Origin of the sequence: Pseudomonas ekonensis (assembly GCF_019145435.1) — a bacterium.
GTDB classification, from domain to species: domain Bacteria; phylum Pseudomonadota; class Gammaproteobacteria; order Pseudomonadales; family Pseudomonadaceae; genus Aquipseudomonas; species Aquipseudomonas ekonensis.
The window spans coordinates 1,345,059-1,366,105 of the sequence record NZ_JAHSTS010000001.1; the positions used below are offsets into that span (position 1 = coordinate 1,345,059).

16 protein-coding genes are annotated in these 21,047 nt (G+C 65.4%); 10 read left to right on the top strand and 6 right to left on the bottom strand.

What is annotated here, in order from left to right; all coding sequences use genetic code 11:
* Positions 1 to 151 precede the first annotated feature (151 nt).
* Positions 152 to 2,107 (bottom strand): amidohydrolase, encoded by a 1,956-nt coding sequence (locus tag KVG96_RS06175; RefSeq protein ID WP_217891235.1) that lies wholly within the window; start codon positions 2,105 to 2,107, stop codon positions 152 to 154.
* 372 nt (positions 2,108 to 2,479) lie between these two features.
* Here KVG96_RS06175 and peaA point away from each other — a divergent pair, with 372 nt between their 5' ends.
* The 4 genes from peaA to peaD all read left to right on the top strand — a co-directional run bounded on the left by peaA (position 2,480) and on the right by peaD (position 7,042).
* Positions 2,480 to 4,060 (top strand): quinohemoprotein amine dehydrogenase subunit alpha, encoded by a 1,581-nt coding sequence (gene peaA, locus KVG96_RS06180; protein WP_217891236.1) that lies wholly within the window; start codon positions 2,480 to 2,482, stop codon positions 4,058 to 4,060.
* Between the two features lie 84 nt (positions 4,061 to 4,144).
* Positions 4,145 to 5,575, top strand: coding sequence for a quinohemoprotein amine dehydrogenase maturation protein (gene peaB / locus KVG96_RS06185; protein WP_217891237.1), 1,431 nt, complete (start codon positions 4,145 to 4,147; stop codon positions 5,573 to 5,575).
* Position 5,576: 1 nt separating this feature from the next.
* Positions 5,577 to 5,900 carry a quinohemoprotein amine dehydrogenase subunit gamma gene (gene qhpC / locus KVG96_RS06190; RefSeq protein WP_033061173.1) on the top strand — a complete coding sequence of 108 codons (324 nt, stop codon included), beginning with the start codon at positions 5,577 to 5,579 and terminating at the stop codon, positions 5,898 to 5,900.
* Positions 5,901 to 5,923: 23 nt separating this feature from the next.
* A complete protein-coding gene (peaD, locus tag KVG96_RS06195) occupies positions 5,924 to 7,042 on the top strand; it encodes a quinohemoprotein amine dehydrogenase subunit beta (RefSeq protein ID WP_217891238.1) in 1,119 nt (372 codons plus the stop codon).
* 54 nt (positions 7,043 to 7,096) lie between these two features.
* Here the strand turns inward: peaD and KVG96_RS06200 are convergent, their stop codons facing one another.
* Positions 7,097 to 7,498, bottom strand: coding sequence for a lysozyme inhibitor LprI family protein (locus KVG96_RS06200; protein ID WP_217891239.1), 402 nt, complete (start codon positions 7,496 to 7,498; stop codon positions 7,097 to 7,099).
* Positions 7,499 to 7,621: 123 nt separating this feature from the next.
* Here KVG96_RS06200 and KVG96_RS06205 point away from each other — a divergent pair, with 123 nt between their 5' ends.
* Together KVG96_RS06205 and KVG96_RS06210 are read left to right on the top strand one after the other, a co-directional pair.
* On the top strand, positions 7,622 to 8,110 hold the full coding sequence (locus KVG96_RS06205; protein WP_217891240.1) for an SRPBCC family protein: 489 nt from the start codon (positions 7,622 to 7,624) through the stop codon (positions 8,108 to 8,110).
* Positions 8,111 to 8,117: 7 nt separating this feature from the next.
* Entirely contained in the window at positions 8,118 to 8,918 is an 801-nt protein-coding gene (locus tag KVG96_RS06210) for an aminoglycoside phosphotransferase family protein (RefSeq protein WP_217891241.1), read from the top strand.
* Positions 8,919 to 9,318: 400 nt separating this feature from the next.
* On the opposite strand, the gene acnA is transcribed toward KVG96_RS06210, so the two are convergent.
* Positions 9,319 to 12,060 carry an aconitate hydratase AcnA gene (gene acnA / locus KVG96_RS06215; protein ID WP_217891242.1) on the bottom strand — a complete coding sequence of 914 codons (2,742 nt, stop codon included), beginning with the start codon at positions 12,058 to 12,060 and terminating at the stop codon, positions 9,319 to 9,321.
* A gap of 210 nt (positions 12,061 to 12,270) precedes the next feature.
* Here acnA and rlmM point away from each other — a divergent pair, with 210 nt between their 5' ends.
* A complete protein-coding gene (gene rlmM, locus KVG96_RS06220; RefSeq protein ID WP_217891243.1) occupies positions 12,271 to 13,347 on the top strand; it encodes a 23S rRNA (cytidine(2498)-2'-O)-methyltransferase RlmM in 1,077 nt (358 codons plus the stop codon).
* A gap of 128 nt (positions 13,348 to 13,475) precedes the next feature.
* The gene (gene tusA, locus KVG96_RS06225; RefSeq protein WP_217891244.1) at positions 13,476 to 13,727 is read left to right on the top strand and encodes a sulfurtransferase TusA; all 252 of its coding nucleotides are present in this window, start codon (positions 13,476 to 13,478) and stop codon (positions 13,725 to 13,727) included.
* Positions 13,728 to 13,806: 79 nt separating this feature from the next.
* Here the strand turns inward: tusA and KVG96_RS06230 are convergent, their stop codons facing one another.
* Positions 13,807 to 15,216, bottom strand: a complete 1,410-nt coding sequence (locus tag KVG96_RS06230) for an MATE family efflux transporter (RefSeq protein WP_217891245.1) — start codon at positions 15,214 to 15,216, stop codon at positions 13,807 to 13,809.
* Between the two features lie 188 nt (positions 15,217 to 15,404).
* Between KVG96_RS06230 and pdxB the strand changes: the two genes are divergently transcribed.
* A complete protein-coding gene (gene pdxB / locus KVG96_RS06235) occupies positions 15,405 to 16,547 on the top strand; it encodes a 4-phosphoerythronate dehydrogenase PdxB (protein ID WP_217891246.1) in 1,143 nt (380 codons plus the stop codon).
* Positions 16,548 to 16,649: 102 nt separating this feature from the next.
* On the opposite strand, the gene KVG96_RS06240 is transcribed toward pdxB, so the two are convergent.
* Positions 16,650 to 16,829 carry a PA1571 family protein gene (locus tag KVG96_RS06240; RefSeq protein ID WP_085584577.1) on the bottom strand — a complete coding sequence of 60 codons (180 nt, stop codon included), beginning with the start codon at positions 16,827 to 16,829 and terminating at the stop codon, positions 16,650 to 16,652.
* A gap of 259 nt (positions 16,830 to 17,088) precedes the next feature.
* Between KVG96_RS06240 and KVG96_RS06245 the strand changes: the two genes are divergently transcribed.
* Complete coding sequence (locus KVG96_RS06245) at positions 17,089 to 18,882, top strand: ABC transporter transmembrane domain-containing protein (protein WP_217891247.1); 1,794 nt, start codon at positions 17,089 to 17,091, stop codon at positions 18,880 to 18,882.
* 80 nt (positions 18,883 to 18,962) lie between these two features.
* On the opposite strand, the gene KVG96_RS06250 is transcribed toward KVG96_RS06245, so the two are convergent.
* Entirely contained in the window at positions 18,963 to 20,891 is a 1,929-nt protein-coding gene (locus KVG96_RS06250) for a transglycosylase SLT domain-containing protein (RefSeq protein ID WP_217891248.1), read from the bottom strand.
* Positions 20,892 to 21,047: the final 156 nt, after the last annotated feature.

Below are 21,047 nucleotides of genomic sequence, written 5' to 3' on the forward strand. Positions count from 1 at the left end.
CATCTCCCTGTCAGCACTGGGTGAACAACCATTTCGCGCCGGGACGGGGGGCACGTCAATCGCCGGGCGATGAACTGCCCTGTGGCCGGTTGCCGCTGATCGGGCGCGGACGTGCGGCCTGCCTGCCGGACGTCCGCGCCGTCAGCGGCGGTTATTGGGCGAAGACTTTGTGTCCACCCTTCCAGGTTTCCCTCACGGTGATTTCACGGATCTTGCTGGCCGGGACTTTTTCGTCGAGCGGATCCTGGTCCAGGATCACGAAATCGGCGAAATGCCCGTCCTTCAGCGAACCGGCCCACTGGTCGGCATGGCACTGCCAGGCCGCGTCGTAGGTGATGGCTTTCAGCGCCTGCTGCCGGGTCAGGCACTGGCCTTCGTTGAGCACGGGCTGACGGGCGGCATCCGTGATGAATTTGCCGTTCTCACGCTTGCCTTCCATTTTGCGCGTGACGGCCTGCTCCATGGAGCGCAGCGGGCCCAGCGGCGTGACGGTGCAGTCGCTGTGCAGGGAGATGCGCAGGCCCCGGTCCAGCGCGTCCTGGCACAGGTCGAGCATGCGCGTGGCCTTGTCTTCGAAAATGGCGTTCTCGAACGCGTAGCCCCAGTAGCCGACGTGGCCGATCAGGAAGCTTGGGGAAATGCCCACGCTCTGCAACTGATCCAGGGTGCGCGGGGTGAGCAGCGAGCAGTGCTCGATGCGGTGACGCTTGTCCAGGCCGCTTTTGCCCTTCAGCGCGGTTTTGTAGGCCTGCAGCGTGAACTCGATGGCCCGGTCGCCGTTGGCGTGGATCATCAGCGGCCAGCCGGTGGCCACGGCGCTGTTCAGGGTAGTCTGGTAGGCGTCGGGGAGGGCTTGCGGGGTCGTGTTGTCCGGGCCCGGGTCGCAGAAGTTGAAGTTGCCCACCGGCCGGTCGGTTTCGCAGCAGTACGGAGCGGCCTGATAGCCGGTCAGCCCCTGGTTGGAGCCATCCGACACCAGTTTCACCGAGCCTTGGTAGAAGTGCCGGGCGGCTTCCTTGGTCACCGGCTTGTACGGCGGGATGTGGCTGAAGTCCACGCCGTTGCAGGAGGCCGCATAACCGATGCGCAGGTTGCGCGGGTGGGTCAGGCCGTAGGCTTCCAGGATCATTTTGGAGGTCGGATCCACCATCGCGTCATACAGCAGCGTGATGCCGCGGCTGGACGCCGTCTGGAAATAGTCCTTCATGTACTTGAAGATGTTCACCACATCCAGCGCCTGCACCAGCGGGATCGACAGCAGGGCGGGCGTGATGCCGGCCTCTTCCTGCAGGTTGCCCTTGGTCACCGACAGGAAATTCTCATAAGTCTTGTAGGTGTCGCGCAGCGCCTGGCTGGCCTTGTTCTGATGGTGATACACCACGTCGCAGGCGGCGGTGTTGAGGTAGACGGTGTGCATGGAGGCGCTGATCATCAGCAGCGGCCGGTCGGACACGATGCTGTCCAGGTTGCCGGTGGTGTCGGTGGTGTCGGTGTCCTTGGCGAAATCGGCCTTGCAGTAGAACGCGGTGAGCGTATTCAGCACGCCCGGCTGCCCGGATTCGGTGAACGGCATCAGCGCCGGATCCACCATGCGGCCCAGGAACCAACGCGATCGATCGGCGAAATCCGCTGTGGCGAGCTTGGCCTGGATCGTTTCCTTGAGCCAGGCCCAGTCATAGGGGTCTTTGAGCTTCTGGGTTTTCTCCTCGATCGGCCCCAGGTCTGCCCAGCCTTCCATGACGCAGGACTGCACGATGTGCGCGTGTGGTTCGATGAGGCCCGGCAACAGGGTCTTGCCGCCCAGCGGGCGGGTCTGGTAGCGGATGCCCCGGGCTTTCATGCGGGCTTGCACCTCGGCCAGGCTGCCCGAGGCGACCACGTCGCCGCCGTGGATGCCCAACGCCTCGACCCGTTGGGTCATGTCGCCGTCAATCAGGGGGTAGATGGTGCCGCCGGTGAAGACCAGCGATTCGCTGCCGGGCTCCGGCAGCAGGCCGGCGGCCTTGCCGGCGAAGGCCTTGAGGTCGACGGTGTGCTTGAGCGCGTTCCATACCGGGTTTTCGCAGCCGCAATGGGTGCAGCCGTGACCCTTTCCATGTGATCCCATGATCCATTCCTCAGGTTTTCGGTGGTGTGAGGCGTGACGCACTGGCTGTGCGAACAGCAAGCGTAGCAGGCACTTTGATATCGGGGTGTCAGTCGTCGGTCGCGGCGCCGGCGGTGCGGCCGGTGTGCTTGTCTCACACTGCAACAGCTGTCGCGAAATTGGACGCGCGCACCCGTCGCCGGCAGGGGGCGGACACGGTGGTGCCCGCGTAACTGCTTGATCGCAAAGCCTGCCCGCAAGCTGGCACGCTCTGTGTATTGCTCAGCTCAGACGTTTCGCTTGCCTCCGTCCGCGCAGCGCCGCCGACGGCAGAAACCATAAAAACGATAAGCCACAACAATAAGAAAGCACCGTGCGAGAGGTTCGACGTTGATGAAGAGAAGACTCCGATCAGGCATGGGCGCCAGCCTGCTGGCCGTGGCCGCCTGCGTGGCCCTGCATTCGCCGCACAGCCTGGCGGCCCGGGATGCCCAGAGCATCCTCAGGGAAACCTGCCAGGGCTGCCACACCCCCGAAACCGGCGACAAACTGAGCCGCATCAGCCACCAGCGCAAGACCCCGGAAGGCTGGCTGATGAGCATCGCCCGCATGCAGACCATGCACGGTCTGCAGATCAGCGACGAGGACCGGCGCACGCTGGTCAAATACCTGGCCGACACCCAGGGCCTGGCGCCCAGCGAAACCGATGGCGTGCGCTATGCGTTGGAGCGGCGGCTCAACACGGTGGAGCAGTTCGACGAAAAGACCGCGCAGATGTGCGGGCGCTGCCACTCCGGTGCGCGGGTCGCCCTGCAACGGCGTCCGGCCCGGGAATGGGAGCGGCTGGTGAATTTCCACCTCGGCCAATGGCCGTCGCTGGAGTACCAGGCGCTGGCGCGTGACCGCGACTGGTTCGACATCGCCCGCAAAGAGATGGTGCCGCTGCTGGCCAAGCGCTACGCGCTGGACAATCCGGCGTGGCAGGCCTGGCTGAAGGCCGCACCCAAGGCCGAGGCGCTGGCGGGGGACTGGAGCTTCAGCGGTCACCTGCCGGGCAAGGGCGAACTGGCCGGGGTGATGAGCGTCACCGCCGACGGCAGCGACACCTTCAAGGTCAGCGTCAAAGGCCAGTACGCCGACGGCAGCCCGTTCAACGGCGACGGCAGCGCCATCCTCTACAGCGGCTACGAATGGCGCGGCAACGTCACCATCGACGGCGTGACCATGCGCCAGGTGTTCGCCGCCCAGGGCACGGCCATGCAAGGCCGGATGTTCGAGGCCGAGCACGATGAGCGGGGTCTGGATTTCATCGCCGCCAAGCAGGGCTCCCAGCGTCTGCTGGCGGTGCAGCCGGGTTACGTGAAGGCCGGCGGCGAGGCCGAAGTGACCCTGATCGGCAGCGGCCTGAACGGCAAGCCGGACTTCGGCAAGGGCGTGCAGGTGCTCGACGTGCTTGAGCAAGGCGCCGACCGGATCAAAGTCAAGGTCAAGGCAGCGGCCGATGCCCGGCCAGGCCTGCGGACGGTCAGCGTCGGCGGCCTGAAGGGCCCGAGCCTGGCGGTGTATGGCGCGATCGATTCGGTCAGGGTGGTGCCGGCGTTTTCGGTGGCGCGGATCGGCGAGGGCGGCGGTTCGACGCCGAAGGTCCAGGGCCGTTTCGACGCCGAAGCCTGGGGCAAGGGCGCCGACGGCAAGCCGTACCGCATCGGTGTGTTCCCGGCGCAGTGGAAGGTCGAAGCCTTCGACGAGCGCGCCAAGGAGGACGAAGACGTCAAGTTCGCCGGCACCATGCAGGGCGACGCGGGCGTGTTCACACCGGGCGATGCCGGGCCGAACCCGGCGCGCAAGATGTCCACCAACAACGCCGGCAACCTCAAGGTGATCGCCGCCGTCGACGATGCAGGCAAGTCCCTGAGCGGCGAAGGCCACCTGATCGTCACCGTGCAACGCTGGAACAATCCACCCATTCCGTGAGGCGGCCTGAACGCACGGGCTTCAGACACTTTTTTCGGAATGACCGCCGGCCCCGCCAAGCGGGGCCTGCACAGGAGGTTTGCAATGGGCGCCATCTTGAACCTGGTCGAGCGCAACCTGCACGAAGTGCACGTGGACGCCGACCGCATGCTGTTCCACATCCCCAGCAGTTCGCTGTTCGCCAGCGACGAGCTGACCGGCACCATCATCGACGCGTTGCGCGGTTCCGGCTGCTCGCCGGAAGACTTGGTCCGGCGCCTCGGCGCGCGGTTCGACGGCGAGGAGATCCACGAGACCCTGCGCGAGCTGATCTCGCTGGAACTGGTCAGCGACGGCTCGCCGCTGACCCCGGACATCGCCGCCAAACGGGTCGAGCGCACGGCCATCAACACCGTGGTGCTCAACGTCAACACCGGCTGCAACCTGAGCTGCACCTACTGCTACAAGGAAGACCTCGACAAGCCGTCCGCCGGCAAGAAGATGGACGTGGACACCGCCGTCGCCTCGGTGGAAATGCTGCTGCGCGAGTCGCCGGACGAAGAGCGGTACACCGTGGTGTTCTTCGGCGGCGAACCGCTGAGCAACCGCAAGCTCATCGAGTACATGGTCGATTACTGCGAAAAGCGTTTCGGCGAGGCCGGCAAGTCGGTGGAGTTCGTCATGACCACCAACGCCACGCTGCTCACCGAAGAGACCGTGGACTACCTCAACGCCCACCGCTTCGGCTTGTCGGTGAGCATCGACGGGCCCAAGACCGTGCACGACCGCAACCGCATCACGGTGGGCGGGCAGGGCACCTATGACGTGGTGCGGCGCAAGGCGCAGATGCTGCTGTCGCGCTACGACAGCCGTCCGGTCGGCGCCCGGGTGACGCTGACCACCGGCGTCACCGACGTGGAGACCATCTGGGATCACCTGTTCAACGAGCTGGGTTTTGCCGAGGTCGGTTTCGCGCCGGTGACCTCGGGCGACATCAGCAGCTTCAACCTCACCGGCGCCGAGCTGGTCGAGGTGTTCGCCAACATGAAGAAGCTGGGCCGGCGTTACCTGGAAGCGGCGCTGGAGCACCGCAACATCGGTTTCTCCAACCTGCACCAGTTGATCACCGACATCCATGAGGGCCACAAGAAAGCGCTGCCGTGCGGTGCCGGGCTGAAGATGCTGGCGGTGGACCACAAGGGCGAGCTGAACCTGTGCCACCGCTTCACCGGTTCGTCGCTGCCGACCTTCGGCAACGTCCACGGCGGCGTGAAACAGGTGGAACTGAACGACTTCCTGTCCCGGCGCCTGGACCGCACCGACACCGGCTGCCACGACTGCCGGATCCGCAACCTCTGCTCCGGCGGCTGCTACCACGAGAGCTACGCCCGCTACGGCGATCCGGCCCACCCGACCTATCACTACTGCGAACTGATGCGTGACTGGGTGGACTTCGGCATCGAGGTCTACACCCGGATCATGGCCGGCAACCCTGCGTTCATCAGCCGCTACATCACTCCGCGCAAGGCTCACTGACATGAAACATCTCAAGGCAATCAACAACAAAGCGCAGAAGCTCGATCAGGCCGCGGCCGAGAACCGCATCGAAGAGGTGGTGGCGATGAGTTCCGTCGCCGGCTGCGCCTCGACCACGGATCCGGGCTGGGAAATCGATGCGTTCGGCGGAGTGTCGTCGCTGTGCCAGCCGATGGAGGCGGACCTGTACGGCTGCTCCGACCCGTGCTGGTGGCCGGCCCAGGTGCCGGACATGATGAGCACCTACCCGGACTGGAACAAGGATGCCCAGGCGTCCAACGACAACTGGCGCAACCTCGGCACGGTCTTCCCCAAAGACAAATGATCGGTCAGACAAAGGATTCCAGCATGCACAGCATCAAAGCCTGCGGCCTGGCCGCGTTCGCCGTCCTGAGCACCTGTTCGCTCAGCGTTCTGGCCGATGAGAACACTGCGTTGCAAGACGGTCACGAATACATGTTGACCACCAATTACCCGAACAACCTGCACGTCATCGACCTGGCCACCGACAGCCTGTTCAAGACCTGCAAGATGCCCGACGCCTTCGGCCCCGGCACCGTGCAGCTGTCGCCGGACCGCAAGACCGCGTACGTGCTGAACAACCATTACGCCGATGTCTACGGCGTGGCGCTGGACACCTGCAAACAGGTGTTCCACGCCAGCATCACCCAGCAACCGGGGGAAAAGGCGCGTTCGATGTTCGCCTTCACCGTCAGCCACGACGGCAAGGAACTGTACGCCATCGCCAACCCGACACAGATGCTCAACGACCGCTACGAGGTCAAGCAGCCGCGCCTGGACGTGTACGCGACCGACGCCGGGATGAACGCCAAACCGGTGCGCAGCTTCCCGGCGCCGCGGCAACTGACGATCATGCAGAGCGGCGACGACGGCACGCTGTATGTGGCAGGGGCCGATGTGTACAAGGTCGACGTGAAGACCGGCAAGTTCGACGTGCTGATCCCCAGCCGCCACTGGAAACGCCCCGACTACAGTGCGCCGGACGTGCTCTATGTGTGGAACCAGCAGACCTACCGGCATGATTTCTCGCTGCTCTACACGGCGGCGAAGTTCAAGGACAAGAAGCAGGATCCGGCCACGGCCGAGTACCTGTACGGCCTGTTCAGCGTCGACCTGAAGACCGGCAAGACCGAAACCACCGACTTCGGCCCGCTGACCGAGATCTACTTCAGCGGCATGCGCTCGCCCAAGGATCCGAACCTGATGTTCGGCGTGCTCAACCGCCTGGCCAAGTACGACATCAAGCAGAAGAAACTGATCCAGGCGGCGAGCCTGGACCATTCCTACTACTGCATTTCGTTCAATAAGGACGGCAGCAAGATCTACCTGGCCGGCACCTTCAACGACGTGGCGATCTTCGATGCCGAGACCCTGAAGCAGACCGGCAGCATCAAGCTGCCGGGCGGGGACATGGCGATCACCACGGCGCAGGTGTTTGTTCGGTAATAAGCTGCAAGCTGCAAGCTTTAAGCCTCAAGCTTGCGGCTTGCGACTTGCGGCTTAAGGCTGAACCGGGCAACCCAGATCCCCTTCCTCGCATTTCAGGTACTGCTTGAGCGCCTCGGTCCGCGCCTTGGTCACCGAGGTGAGGCAGTTGTTGTAGATCAGCGGATAGACGCTCCCGCCTGTCACTCCGGACGCCGAGAACTTGCACTCGGCATCACGGAATCCGATCCACGCCCGCTGGGCGCCCACCAGCAGCTTCTTGCCCTCGGGATTGTCCTTCAGGCGCGCGGTGATCTGCTGGTAGACCGCGTTCAGTTCCTTGTCCGCCGCCTTGTTTTCCTGCGCTGCGCACTGGTTCATGGTCGACTGGTCGCTGGCGTTGGCGCAATCGGCGGCCGCGTGGACGAGCGGGGTGACAAGCAGCGGCGCAAGGGCCAGAAGCAGGCGTGGGTGCATGGGTTCTCTCGGTGTCTGCGTCAAGGGACTGTGGAGTTTAGCCGCAACGGCTGCGATGTTTGATACAACTTCGCATTGGACATGTGGTCGAACAGGCCTAGTGTTCAAAACAGGAGGTGACGTATGAAACCAGTACCCAATAGCTTTGAACGCAAGATCACGCTCAGGTCGCCGCGCCCCCATGTCTGGCGCGCGCTGGTCGATGCCGAAGCGTTCGGCCAGTGGTTCGGCGTGGCGCTGGAAGGCCGGCGGTTCATCGCCGGCGAATGGACGCAAGGGCAGGTCACGTACCCCGGCTACGAGCACGTGCTGTGGAACGTGCTGGTGGAGCGGGTCGAGCCGCAGCAGCTGTTTTCGTTCCGCTGGCACCCCTACGCGGTGAACCCCAAGATCGACTACTCCCAGGAGCCGACCACGCTGGTCAAGTTCGAACTGCAGGACTATGAAAACGGCACGTTGCTGAAAGTGTCAGAATCGGGCTTTGCGCACATTCCCGACGTGCGCCAGAAGGAGGCCTACTACATGGACAGCCGTGGCTGGGAAGAGCAATTGAGCCGGTTGGAGCATTTCCTGACCGAAAGCGAACGGGCCCGCGAGCGTGAAGGTGGCTGAGCGCGACGTGTACGGACCCTGGCTGCAGCGCTGGGCGCTGGTGCCGGACGGCGAGCCGGTCATCACCCCCGGCAGCCGCCTGCTGCCGGTGCGCCAGGGCGACACCCCGGCGATGCTCAAGGTGGCCGTGGACGCCGAAGAGAAGTTCGGCAACCTGCTGATGACCTGGTGGGACGGCGAGGGCGCGGCGCGGGTGATCGCCCACCACGGCGACGGCCTGCTGCTGGAGCGGGCCATGGGTCGCCGTTCGCTGATGCGCATGGCGCTCAACGGCGAGGACGACAAGGCCAGCCGCATTCTTTGCTCGGCGTTGGCGCGCCTGCATGCCCCGCGTCCGTCTCCGCCTCCGCCGCTGGTGGAGCTGGCGCCGTGGTTCGCGTCCCTGCGCCAGGCGGCCGAGCGCCATGGCGGGCCGTACGTGAAGAGCCTGCGCACCGCCGAAGCCCTGCTCGCCGAGCCGCAGGACGTGGTGGTGCTGCACGGCGACATGCACCACGACAACGTGCTCGATTTCGGGCCCCGGGGCTGGCTGGCCATCGACCCCAAGCGGGTGCGCGGCGAGCGTGGATATGACTACGCCAACCTGATCTGCAACCCCGAGCTGCCGACGGCGGGGGATCCCGGACGGTTCCGCCGGCAGGTCGAGGTGATCGCCGAGGCGGCGGGGCTGGAACGTCGGCGGCTGCTGCAATGGGTGCTGGCGTTCGCCGGCCTGTCGGCCGCGTGGTTCCTGGAGGATGACGACCGCCAAGCCGCTGCCGGGCAGTTGCAAGTCGCGCAGTTGGCGGCCTCGGCGCTCGAAGCCTGACAGGTGTAGGGGATTTCGGAAGGGGTGCTATAGCGAATGTCTTACACGCACTGGTAGCTTTTTCGACTTTTGCGGATTGGATCCGATGCGTAATCTAGCCACATCAACTGAAGCACAGGGAGTGTTTCAGGATCATGGATGATCGACCATGAGCAAGGATCGCTGCCGACAGGGAGTCGATAATGGTCTTGGGAAAAACCCGCTTCGGCGGGTTTTTTTTCGTCTGCAGAAAAAGTGCCCTTGTGGCGAGGGAGCTTGCTCCCGCTGGACTGCGCAGCAGGCCTTCTTTTATTGGGCCCGCTGCGCGCGCCAGCGGGAGCGAGCTCCCTCGCCACAAAGGGAGAGCCAGTGTCCTCATCCCAGGGTGGAGCAAGCTCCCTTTTCACAAGGGCGTGCGCCCTCAGGACGCGATCAATTGCCGCAGCACGTAATGCAGGATCCCGCCGGACTTGAAGTACTCCACCTCGTTCAGGGTGTCGATGCGGCACAGCACCTCGACCTTTTCCTGGCGGCCGTCCTCCCGGGTGATCACCAGCGTCAGGTTCATCCGCGGCGTCAGTTCCGCGCCGCCCAGGCCCTGGATGTCCAGGGTTTCCCGGCCGGTGAGGTTCAAGCTCTTGCGGTTCTGATCCACCTTGAACTGCAATGGCAACACGCCCATGCCCACCAGGTTGGAGCGGTGGATGCGTTCGAAGCTCTCGGCGATCACCGCCTTCACGCCCAGCAGGTTGGTGCCCTTGGCCGCCCAGTCGCGGCTGGAGCCGGTGCCGTACTCTTGGCCGGCGATCACCACCAGCGGTGTGCCCGACGCCTGATAGCGCATGGCCGCGTCGTAGATCGCCAGTTTTTCGCCGGTGGGGATGTACAGCGTGTTGCCGCCTTCTTCGCCGCCGAGCATTTCGTTGCGGATCCGGATGTTGGCGAAGGTGCCGCGCATCATCACTTCGTGGTTGCCTCGGCGTGAGCCGTAGGAGTTGAAGTCCCGCGGTTCCACGCCCAGTTCGCGCAGGTAGCGCCCGGCCGGGCTGTCGGCCTTGATGTTGCCGGCCGGGGAGATGTGGTCGGTGGTCACCGAATCGCCCAGCAGCGCCAGGATCCGCGCCCCCCGGACATCGTCGATCACCGGCAAGGGCCCGGCGACGTCGTCGAAGAACGGCGGGTGCTGGATGTAGGTCGAGTCCGCCTGCCAGACGTAGGTCGCGGCCTGCGGAACCTGGATGGCCTGCCACTGCTCGTCGCCGGCGAACACCTCGGCGTACTCCTTGTGGAACATCGCGGTGTTGACCTGGTTCACCGCGTCGGCGATCTCCTGGCTGCCGGGCCAGATGTCGCGCAGGTACACCGGACGGCCTTGCGCGTCTTCGCCCAGCGGCTCGCGGCTGATGTCGGTGCGCACGCTGCCGGCCAGCGCGTAGGCAACGACCAGCGGCGGCGAGGCCAGCCAGTTGGTCTTGACCAGCGGATGCACCCGGCCCTCGAAGTTGCGGTTGCCGGACAGCACCGACGCCACGGTCAGGTCGGCCTGCTGGATGGCTTTCTCGATCGGCTCCGGCAGCGGCCCCGAGTTGCCGATGCAGGTGGTGCAGCCATAGCCGACCAGCGAGAAACCGAGTTGGTCGAGGTATTTCGTCAGCCCCGCCGCCCGGTAATAGTCGGTGACCACCTTGGAGCCCGGCGCCAGCGAGCTCTTGACCCACGGCTTGCGGGTCAGGCCCTTTTCCACGGCTTTTTTCGCCAGCAGGCCGGCGGCCATCATCACGCTCGGGTTGGAGGTGTTGGTGCAGGAGGTGATCGCGGCGATCACCACCGCACCGTTTTTCAGGCGATAGGTGCTGCCTTCGAACTCGTAGTCGGTTTCGCCGGCCATGTCCGCGTTGCCCACCGCCACACCGCCGCCGCCCTCGCTTTCCAGGCGGCCTTCGTCTTTGCTGGCGGGCTTGAACTGCAGGTCGAGGAAGTCGCTGAACGCTTGGCCGACGTCGGGCAGCGCCACGCGGTCCTGCGGCCGTTTGGGGCCGGCGAGGCTGGCTTCGACGCTGCCCATGTCCAGCGCCAGGCTGTCGGTGAACAGCGGCTCCTGGCCGGGCAGGCGCCACAGGCCCTGGGCCTTGGTGTAGGCCTCGACGCGTTTGACCACCTCGGCGGGACGGCCGGACAGGCGCAGGTATTGCAACGTGACGTCATCGACCGGGAAGAATCCGCACGTGGCGCCGTATTCCGGGGCCATGTTGGCGATGGTCGCGCGGTCGGCCAGCGGCAGGTCGGCGAGGCCGTCGCCGTAGAACTCGACGAATTTGCCGACCACGCCTTTCTTGCGCAGCATCTGGGTCACGGTCAGCACCAGGTCGGTGGCGGTGATGCCTTCCTTGAGCTTGCCGGTGAGCTTGAAGCCGATGACCTCCGGGATCAGCATCGACACCGGCTGGCCGAGCATCGCCGCTTCCGCCTCGATCCCGCCGACGCCCCAGCCGAGCACGCCCAGGCCGTTGATCATGGTGGTGTGGGAGTCGGTGCCGACCAGCGTGTCCGGGAAGGCATACGTGCGGCCGTCCTCGTCCCGGGTCCATACCGTGCGCCCCAGGTATTCGAGGTTGACCTGGTGGCAGATACCGGTGCCCGGCGGCACCACGCTGAAGTTGTCGAACGCGCTCTGGCCCCAGCGCAGGAAGGCATAGCGTTCGCCGTTGCGCTGCATCTCGATGTCGACGTTCTGTTCGAAGGCGCTGGCGGTGGCGAATTTGTCCACCATCACCGAGTGGTCGATCACCAGGTCCACCGGCGACAGCGGGTTGATCCGCTGCGGGTCGCCGCCGGCCCTGGCCACGGCGGCGCGCATCGCCGCCAGGTCGACCACGGCGGGCACGCCGGTGAAGTCCTGCATCAGCACCCGGGCGGGGCGGTACTGGATCTCGCGGTCGGAGCGACGCTCCTTGAGCCAGGCGGCGATCGCCTTGAGGTCGGCGCCGGTGACGGTCTTGCCGTCCTCCCAGCGCAGCAGGTTTTCCAGCAGCACCTTGAGCGACATCGGCAGCCGGTCGATGTCGCCCAGGCTTTTGGCGGCCTCCGGCAAGCTGAAATAGTGATAGGTCTTGTTGTCGACCTGCAGGGTCTTGAGGGTGTTCAGGCTATCGAGGGACGGCATTGCGATCACTCCTTTGAATCCGCACGGCTACGGATTGAGGGGACGAACTGAGCTTTAAACCTAGCCCCGTTTCCGGTAGCTGGCTAATCACTCGACTCTATAGACAGAACCAAGGTTCCGAACTCGGCTATCATGCGCCGGTTTTCGTGACAGGCTTTGCTACAGGGCAAGTTTGCGCATCGACCCATTGCCAGTTGCCCAGGAGATTCAATGAACACCCTATTCATGCACTGCCGGCCAGGCTTCGAAGGCGAAGTCTGCTCCGAGATTTCCGACCTCGCCGCCCGGCTGAACGTGGCCGGCTACGCCAAGGCCAAGCCGTCCAGCGCTTGCGCCGAGTTCGTGTGCAGCGAAGCCGACGGCGCCGAACGGCTGATGCGCGGCCAGCGTTTCGCCGAATTGATCTTCCCGCGCCAATGGGCGCGCGGTGTCTTCATCGACTTGCCGGAAACCGACCGCATCAGCGTGATCCTCGCCCATATGGCCGAATTCCCGGTGTGCGGCAGCCTGTGGCTGGAAGTGCTGGACACCAACGACGGCAAGGAACTGTCGAACTTCTGCAAGAAATTCGAGGCGCCGCTGCGCAAGGCGCTCACCGGCGCCGGCAAGCTGGTGGACGACGCCGGCAAGCCGCGTCTGCTGCTGACCTTCAAGAGCGGCCGCGAAGTGTTCCTCGGCCTGGCCGACGCCGGCAACTCGGCGATGTGGCCGATGGGCATTCCGCGCCTGAAGTTCCCGCGGGAGGCGCCGAGCCGCTCGACCCTGAAGCTGGAGGAGGCCTGGCACCACTTCATCCCGCGTGACCAGTGGGAAGAGCGCCTGCACAGCGACATGACCGGTGTGGACCTGGGTGCGGCGCCGGGCGGCTGGACCTGGCAACTGGTCAATCGGGGCATGCTGGTGACGGCTATCGACAACGGCCCGATGGCGCAAAGCCTGATGGACACCGGCCTGGTGCAGCACCTGATGGCCGACGGCTTCACCTTCAAGCCCAGGCAGCCGGTGGACTGGATGGTCTGCGACATCGTCGAAAAACCGGCCCGCAACGCCGCGATGCTCGATGAGTGGGTCGGCGAGGGCCACTGCCGGGAAGCGGTGGTCAACCTCAAGCTGCCGATGAAGCAGCGCTACGCCGAAGTCAAACGCCTGCTCGAACGCATCGCCGACGGTTTCAAGGCCCGGGGCGTCAAGGTCGACATCGGCTGCAAGCAGCTGTACCACGACCGCGAGGAAGTGACCTGCCACCTGCGCCGGCACGATGCGAAAAAGCCGAAATCCCGCGGATGACGGCGATGAATGGCGGCGAGGGAGCTTGCTCCCCCCGGAGCCTCTACCGCCCGACGGGAGCCCGCGCCCGAGCGCTCGCCACACGCCCGGCAATGCGCGACAATGCCGGCCTGCTTCAGGAGTGAACCATGAGTGAAATGATCGACACCCCGGTGGACGGCACCCTCGACGCCACCGGCCTCAATTGCCCGGAACCGGTGATGATGCTGCACCAGCACATCCGCGACCTGGTGCCCGGCGGCCTGCTCAAGGTCATCGCCACCGATCCCTCGACCCGCCGCGACATCCCCAAGTTCTGCGTGTTCCTTGACCACGAACTGGTGGACCAGCGCGAAGAGGCCGGCACCTACCTGTACTGGATCCGCAAGAAGCAAGGCTGAACGCCTGATCCGATCCCAAAAACCACTGAGGGAGCCAGCCTGCTGGCTCCCTCAGTTTTTTGTTTCGGCGGAACGGGCCTCAGACCGCCGAATGGCCGATGCGAATGCGCTTGCGGGCGCTGCGGATCAGCCGCACCGACAGCATCAGCGCCGCGCAGCTCAGGCCGACGATCAGGCCCTGCCACAGGCCGCTCGGGCCCCGGGGCTCGCCGAGCCAGTCGGTCAGGCCCAGGGCGTAACCCACCGGCAGGCCGATGCCCCAGTAGGCGAACAGGGTCAGGATCATCGTCACCCGGGTGTCCTGGTAGCCGCGCAGCGCCCCGGCGGCGGTGACCTGGATCGCGTCGGAGAACTGGAACAGCGCCGAATACACGATCAGCATCGCCGCGATGTGGATCACCGTCGGGTCGGCGGTGTAGATCGCCGCGATCGGCTCTCGCAGCAACAGCATCATGCTCGCCGAGAGGCACGCGTAGGCCAGCGCGCTGCCCATGCCGACTCCGGCGGCGAAGCGCGCTTCACGCGGCTCCCCGCGCCCCAGGGCCTGACCGACCCGCACGGTCACGGCCATCCCCAGCGAATACGGGATCATGAACACCAGCGAGCTGACGTTCAGGGCGATCTGGTGCCCGGCCACCACGGTGGCACCGAGGCTGCCGATCAGCAGGGCGATCACGGCGAAGATGCTCGATTCGGCGAACACGGCGATGCCGATCGGCAGGCCGATGGCCAGCAGGCGCTTGATCACGGCCCATTGCGGCCAGTCGAAACGGCTGAACAGTTCGCTGGACTTGTAGGCGGGCGCCCAGCGCTCATAGCCGGCCAGGCCCAGCGCCATTACCCACATCACGATCGCCGTGGCCCAGCCGCAGCCGACGCCGCCCATGGCCGGCACGCCGAAATGGCCGTAGATGAACACGTAGTTCAGCGGAATGTTCAGGGCCAGGCCGCACAGGCCCAGCACCATGGCCGGACGGGTGCGGCCCAGGCCGTCGCTGAAGCAGCGCAGCACGTGATAGAGCGCCACCGCCGGCAGGCCGCTGGCGATGCCGTGCAGGTATTGCATGCAGGGGCCGATCAGTTCCGGATCGACCTTCATCAGGTGCAGGACCGGCTCGGCGCAGACCAGCATCGCGGTCGCCATCAGCCCCACCGTCAGAGCCAGCCAGAGCGCCTGGCGCACCAGCGGACCGATTTCGCCGTGGGTGCCGGCGCCGAAGCGCTGTGCGACTTTCGGGGTGGTCGCCAGCAGGGTGCCGGTCATCAGCAGGAACACCGGCACCCAGATCGAGTTGCCCAGGGCCACGGCCGCCAGGTCCCGGGGCCCGACGCGGCCGGCCATCACTGCATCGACGAAGCCCATGGCGGTGGTCGCCAGTTGCGCGATGATGATCGGCAGGGCGAGACCGAGCAGGCTCTTGAGCTCCAGACGGATCCGGGCGGGGCGGTCGGGGGAAACGGCGGCGGGGCGTTGGGTCACGGAGTTCACAGGCAAAGCGTCCAAGGATTGATGCGCAGGGCGGCGCATTCTACGCCGCTGACGCATCGGTCAGGAAAAATCCCGTGTTGGGGATTTGTAATCGCGGCATGGGGGCGATGGGGCCCTGGGGGCGCAATGTCCGCTGGCTCATCGCAGTGCCAGCGCCTACACTGCCGATCCGCCCAAGGAGCCCCTCTATGCTGATTGTCGCCGACGAAAACATCCCGCTGCTCGATGCCTTCTTTGCCGGTTTCGGCGAGATCCGCCGGGTGCCGGGCCGCGCGATCGACCGCGCCACGGTCGAACGGGCCGATGTCCTGCTGGTGCGTTCGGTGACGAACGTCGACCGGGCCCTGCTCGAAGGCAGCAACGTGCGCTTCGTCGGCACGTGCACCATCGGCACCGATCATCTGGACCTGGACTACTTCGCCGAAGCCGGCATCGCCTGGTCCAGCGCCCCCGGCTGCAACGCCCGGGGCGTGGTCGACTACGTGCTCGGCAGCCTGCTGACCCTCGCCGACATCGAAGGCGCGGATCTTGGCCGGCGTACCTATGGCGTGGTCGGCGCCGGCCAGGTCGGCGGGCGTCTGGTCAAGGTGCTCAAGGGCTTGGGCTGGGACGTGAAGGTCTGCGACCCGCCGCGCCAGGCCGCCGAAGGCGGCGATTACGTGAGCCTTGAGCAAATCATCGAGCAGTGCGACGTGATCAGCCTGCACACCCCGTTGACCCGCACCGGCGACGGCGCGACCTGGCACCTGTTCGACCGCGGGCGTCTGCAGCGGCTCAAGCCCGGCGCCTGGCTGATCAACGCGGCCCGTGGCCCGGTGATCGACAACGCCGCGCTGCGTGAGGTGCTGCTGGCCCGCGAAGACCTCCAAGCGGTGCTCGACGTCTGGGAGGCCGAGCCCGAGGTGGATCTGGCGCTGGCCGACCTCTGCGTGCTGGCGACACCGCACATCGCCGGCTACAGCCTCGACGGCAAACAGCGCGGTACGGCGCAGATCTATCAGGCCTACTGCGACGTCATCGGTCATCCGGCCAGCCTCCGTCTCGAAGACCTGTTGCCGGCGCCGTGGCTGACTCAGATGACCCTGCATGCCGACACCGACCCGGCCTGGGCGTTGGCGGCGCTGTGCCGCGGCGTGTACGACCCGCGCCGGGACGACGCGGACTTCCGGCGCAGCCTGGTGGACGATGTCGGCGCACAGCGGGCGGCGTTCGATGCGTTGCGCAAGGGGTATCCGGTGCGGCGCGAGATCGAAGGGCTCAAGGTCAGGATCGAGGGCGAGTCCCCGGCCCTGCGGCAGATCGTGGCGGCGTTGGGGGCCGTGGCGGTTTGATCAACCGGGTCGGCCTCATCGCCAGTGAGTGCGCTGCGGCCCTTGGCCGTCAGGCATAAAAAACCCGGCCATCAGGGCCGGGTCAGGAAGACGGTGGCGACATCACTTTTGTTCGGCAGGCTTGACCAATCGCTGATCCAGTTCGCGGCAGGCCTTCTGGATCATCTCTTCGGTGATCGGCACTTCGCGGCCGTCCTCGTCGATGATCGAGCAACCCAGAGCTTGGCCGGGCTTGGTGCGGATCACTTGAATCTTGTCGTCGCTGCTGTTTTGCAAGGACATGGCCTGTCTCCTCATCAGGTTGTGTGCCTAGGGTAGAACCGTCAGGTGACCAGGCTGTGACAACTCCCTGCGGTCTGTCCGGGACGGCAACTCCACTCAAACAGAAATGGCGGTGTGCCTCAACCGTGAGATTAGACCATTAGCGTCTAGCCCCTAGTCGTGACGGTCATAATTAACCTGACTCGTTGTGATTCGCACAGTTCCACCCCATTTCAGCGTGTAGGCTGATCCCATTCACCTGCACAAGACGTGAACCCGAATGATCCCGATGCTTTCCCCGCGACACCGCCGGGCCCTGCGCCTGGCCAACCGGTTCCTGGCCCCTTACCGCTGGCAGGCGTTCGGCGCCTTGCTGGCGCTGATCGTCACCGCCGGCATCACCCTGTCGATGGGGCAGGGCATCCGCCTGCTGGTCGACCAGGGGTTCATGACCCAGTCGCCGCACCTGCTCAACCAATCCATCGGCCTGTTCATGCTGCTGGTGCTCGGGCTGGCCGTGGGCACGTTCACGCGCTTCTATCTGGTGTCGTGGATCGGCGAGCGCTGCGTGGCCGATATCCGCCGGCAGGTGTTCAACCATCTGGTCTACCTGCACCCGGGCTTCTACGAAAACAACCGCAGCTCGGAGATCCAGTCCCGGCTGACCGCCGACACCACGCTGCTGCAATCGGTGATCGGCTCGTCGCTGTCGCTGTTCCTGCGCAATCTGCTGATGGTGCTGGGCGGGATCGTGCTGTTGTTCATCACCAACCCCAAACTCACCAGCATCGTGGTGATCGCCTTGCCGCTGGTGATTGCGCCGATCCTCGTTTTCGGCCAGCGGGTGCGCAACCTGTCGCGCCTGAGCCAGGACCGGATCGCCGACATCGGCAGTTACGTGTCCGAAACCCTGGGCCAGATCAAGACCGTGCAGGCCTACAACCACCAGGTGCAGGACGAGCAGCGCTTCGCAACCACCGTCGAGCAGGCGTTCGAGACGGCGCGCAAGCGGATCTTCCAGCGGGCGTGGCTGATCACCCTGGTGATCGTGCTGGTGCTGGGGGCCGTGGCGGTGATGCTTTGGGTCGGCGGCATGGATGTGATCGCCGGGCGGATCTCCGCCGGCGAGCTGGCGGCGTTTGTGTTCTACAGCCTGATCGTCGGCAGCGCCTTCGGCACCTTGAGCGAGGTGATCGGTGAGCTGCAGCGGGCGGCCGGTGCCGCCGAGCGCATCGCCGAGCTGTTGCGCTCGGAGAACATCATCCAGCCGCCGGCCAACGGTCTGGTGACGTTGCCGGAGCGGGTCAAGGGTGAACTGACCCTGCAGGATGTGCGTTTTTCCTACCCCTCGCGTCCCGACAGCTTCGCCGTCGATGGCTTGAGCCTGACGGTCAGGGCGGGGGAGACCCTGGCGCTGGTGGGGCCGTCAGGCGCCGGCAAGTCCACGGTGTATGACCTGCTGCTGCGTTTCTACGACCCCGACGCAGGCCGGATCTTGATCGACGGCGTGCCGCTCACGAGCCTGGATCCCTTGGACCTGCGCCGCTGCTTCGCGCTGGTGTCGCAGAGCCCGGCGCTGTTCTTCGGCAGCGTCGAGGACAACATTCGCTATGGATGCCCCGACGCGACGCCGGAGCAAGTCAGGGAGGCCGCCCGGATCGCCCACGCCCACGATTTCATCGAGCGCATGCCCGACGGCTACCGCACGCACCTGGGCGACGGCGGGCTGGGCCTGTCCGGCGGCCAGCGCCAGCGCCTGGCCATCGCCCGGGCGTTGCTGGTGGATGCGCCGATCCTGCTGCTGGACGAAGCCACCAGCGCCCTCGACGCCCAGAGCGAACACCTGATCCAGCAGGCGCTGCCCAGCCTGATGCGCAACCGCACCACACTGGTGATCGCCCACCGTCTGGCCACGGTGAAAAACGCCGACCGCATCGCCGTGCTGGATCAGGGCAAATTGGTGGCCATCGGCACGCACCAGGAGCTGATCGCCGGCAATCCGCTGTATGCGCGGTTGGCGGCGCTGCAGTTCAGCGATGGTGTTCATGATTCGACTGCCCCGGTAACCGACTGAGCCGTCGGCCCGGCAGGACGCCATGAAAAATGCCCGCATCGGATGCGGGCATTTTCATTTCACACAATTGCAGCTTCGGCTCACAGGTCGTCGAAGTAACGCTCGTGCCAATCCACCAACGGTTGCGGCGAATTGAGCTTCTGGCCGTAGATCACCGAATAAGACAGCACGTTCTGCACATACTGGCGGGTTTCGTCGAACGGGATGCTTTCGACCCAGACATCGAAGCTCAGGTGGTCGGCACCGCGCAGCCATTGGCGCACGCGGCCCGGACCGGCGTTGTAGGCGGCGGAGGCGAGCACGCGGTTGCCGTTGAACTGGCTGTGAACCTGGCTCAGGTAGGCGGCGCCGAGCTGGATGTTCTTGTCCGGATCGAGCACCTGCTGGGGCGAGGCCAGCGGGATGCTGAACTTGCGTGCGGTTTCCTTGGCGGTGCCGGGCATCAGTTGCATCAGGCCGCTGGCGCCGACGCTGGAGCGGGCGTCGTCCATGAAGGCGCTTTCCTGACGGGTGATGGCGAACACCCAGCTCGAATGCAGGCCGCGCACCTTGGCTTCGCGCACCAGCGTATTGCGGTGGGCCATCGGGAAACGGATGTCCAGGTCGTCCCAGTATTGCGCCTGGCTGATGGTGCGGATCGCCGGGAAGTACCATTTCAGGTCGTAGGCCAGCTTGGCCTGGGCGACCATTTCGTCGCGGCTGAAATGGCGGCTGACGTGATACCACTCGCGCCGTCCGTCGACGATCTGCCCGCGGGCGTGGAATTCCAGGGCGCGGCGCACGCCCGGGGTGTTGCGCACCTTGTTGATGGTTGCCTGGCTCAGCACCAGCGGCTTGTTGACCAGCGAGTAGGGCGACTGGGAGCGGTCGGCGGCGAGGAAACCGTAGAAGTCCCGCTCGCGGGCCAGATTCTTGTACAGGGTCTGGGCTTCCGGGTTCTGCGGTTGCGCCAGTTCCAGGCTGCGGGCCTGCCAGTAGCGCCAGCGGTTGGTGGTGGCCAGGTCCTGCGGCAGGCGGCGGGTCAGCTGATAGGCGTCGTTCCAGCGGGCCAGGCGCAGCAGCAGGCGCAGACGCCATTCCGACACGGTGTTGTCGCGCAGTTCCGGATCGTATTGGGTCATCACGTCCAGGGCGCGGCTGTCGAAGCGGCGGGCGAGGGTCAGGCCTATTTCCCGGGCGATCGCGACCTTTTCGTCGCGGGAGAAATGCATGCTGCTGGCATAGCCGTCGAGCAGGGCCATGGCCTTGTCCGGATCCTGGCGGGCGAGGCGGCGCAGGCCGAGGCTCACCACGTCGGACATCGGCTCGTCCGCCGGGATGAAGCGCGAAGGCTGGTTGAGCAGCTCTGGCTTCTGCGCCACGTCCACCAGCAGGCGGCCGCGCGGGGCGAGGGTGGTCAGGCCGTTGACCAGGCTGTTGGCCAGCGGGTAATTGCGGTGCTGGGCGGCGAGTTTCGCCCGTTCCCAGCGCTTCTGCTCGGTCAGTTGGCCTTCGGCGGCCCACATGCCGAACAGCGCGTCGCAGGCGGCGGGCTGCGACTTGCCGGTCAGCCAAAGCTTCTCGGCGTTGGCGTAGCCCTCGGCCTTCTTGTTGTGGCTGATCTGGTACTGCGCGTTCAGGCAGTCCAGTTCGGTGAAATTGAGTTTCGGGTCGTAGTACTTGACGAAGGTCGCCCAGTCGCCGCGTTCGGCCAGCCAGCGCAGCCAGCGCAGCTTCATCCAGTTGGCCTGGGGCAGGTCGCCGTGCTCGGCGAGGAATTTCTCGATCTCGGCGTTGCTCGCGGTCTTCAGCCGGGCGGTGAGTTCGTCGTAGGCCAGGTAAGGTTCCAGCGGATAATCGGCCAGGGCCTGGCTGTAGCGAAAGTACGGGCCGGTATCGCCCTTGGCCAAGGCGCGCTTGGCCTCATCGTAGTACTGGCGTTGGGTGGACAGGTCCACCGCCTGGGCGGACTGGGCGGCAGCGGCGGAAAGCAGCAAACAGGACAAGACACTGAAAAGGCGACTGCGCATGAGGCATCCGGGCACATGAAAACAGGACAAGCGCCGGCAAGGGCCGGCACTGAATTGTCTGTAGCTTAGCCTTTTGCCAGCAGGCGGCGAAAGCTTTGCCGGGCTTGAGCCGCAAGATCGCAACAAATGTTGTGCAGAGTGCTTCCACGGTGAAAT

What these genes read in the sequence shown, in the direction of transcription:
- KVG96_RS06250 (WP_217891248.1), bottom strand. Translation starts at nt 20,891, where the DNA reads ATGCGCAGTCGCCTTTTCAGTGTCTTGTCCTGTTTGCTGCTTTCCGCC.
- qhpC (WP_033061173.1), top strand. Translation starts at nt 5,577, where the DNA reads ATGAAACATCTCAAGGCAATCAACAACAAAGCGCAGAAGCTCGATCAG.
- peaD (WP_217891238.1), top strand. Translation starts at nt 5,924, where the DNA reads ATGCACAGCATCAAAGCCTGCGGCCTGGCCGCGTTCGCCGTCCTGAGC.
- acnA (WP_217891242.1), bottom strand. Translation starts at nt 12,060, where the DNA reads ATGCCGTCCCTCGATAGCCTGAACACCCTCAAGACCCTGCAGGTCGAC.
- KVG96_RS06200 (WP_217891239.1), bottom strand. Translation starts at nt 7,498, where the DNA reads ATGCACCCACGCCTGCTTCTGGCCCTTGCGCCGCTGCTTGTCACCCCG.
- pdxB (WP_217891246.1), top strand. Translation starts at nt 15,405, where the DNA reads ATGCTGATTGTCGCCGACGAAAACATCCCGCTGCTCGATGCCTTCTTT.
- peaB (WP_217891237.1), top strand. Translation starts at nt 4,145, where the DNA reads ATGGGCGCCATCTTGAACCTGGTCGAGCGCAACCTGCACGAAGTGCAC.
- KVG96_RS06240 (WP_085584577.1), bottom strand. Translation starts at nt 16,829, where the DNA reads ATGTCCTTGCAAAACAGCAGCGACGACAAGATTCAAGTGATCCGCACC.
- peaA (WP_217891236.1), top strand. Translation starts at nt 2,480, where the DNA reads ATGAAGAGAAGACTCCGATCAGGCATGGGCGCCAGCCTGCTGGCCGTG.
- KVG96_RS06175 (WP_217891235.1), bottom strand. Translation starts at nt 2,107, where the DNA reads ATGGGATCACATGGAAAGGGTCACGGCTGCACCCATTGCGGCTGCGAA.
- rlmM (WP_217891243.1), top strand. Translation starts at nt 12,271, where the DNA reads ATGAACACCCTATTCATGCACTGCCGGCCAGGCTTCGAAGGCGAAGTC.
- KVG96_RS06245 (WP_217891247.1), top strand. Translation starts at nt 17,089, where the DNA reads ATGATCCCGATGCTTTCCCCGCGACACCGCCGGGCCCTGCGCCTGGCC.
- tusA (WP_217891244.1), top strand. Translation starts at nt 13,476, where the DNA reads ATGAGTGAAATGATCGACACCCCGGTGGACGGCACCCTCGACGCCACC.
- KVG96_RS06205 (WP_217891240.1), top strand. Translation starts at nt 7,622, where the DNA reads ATGAAACCAGTACCCAATAGCTTTGAACGCAAGATCACGCTCAGGTCG.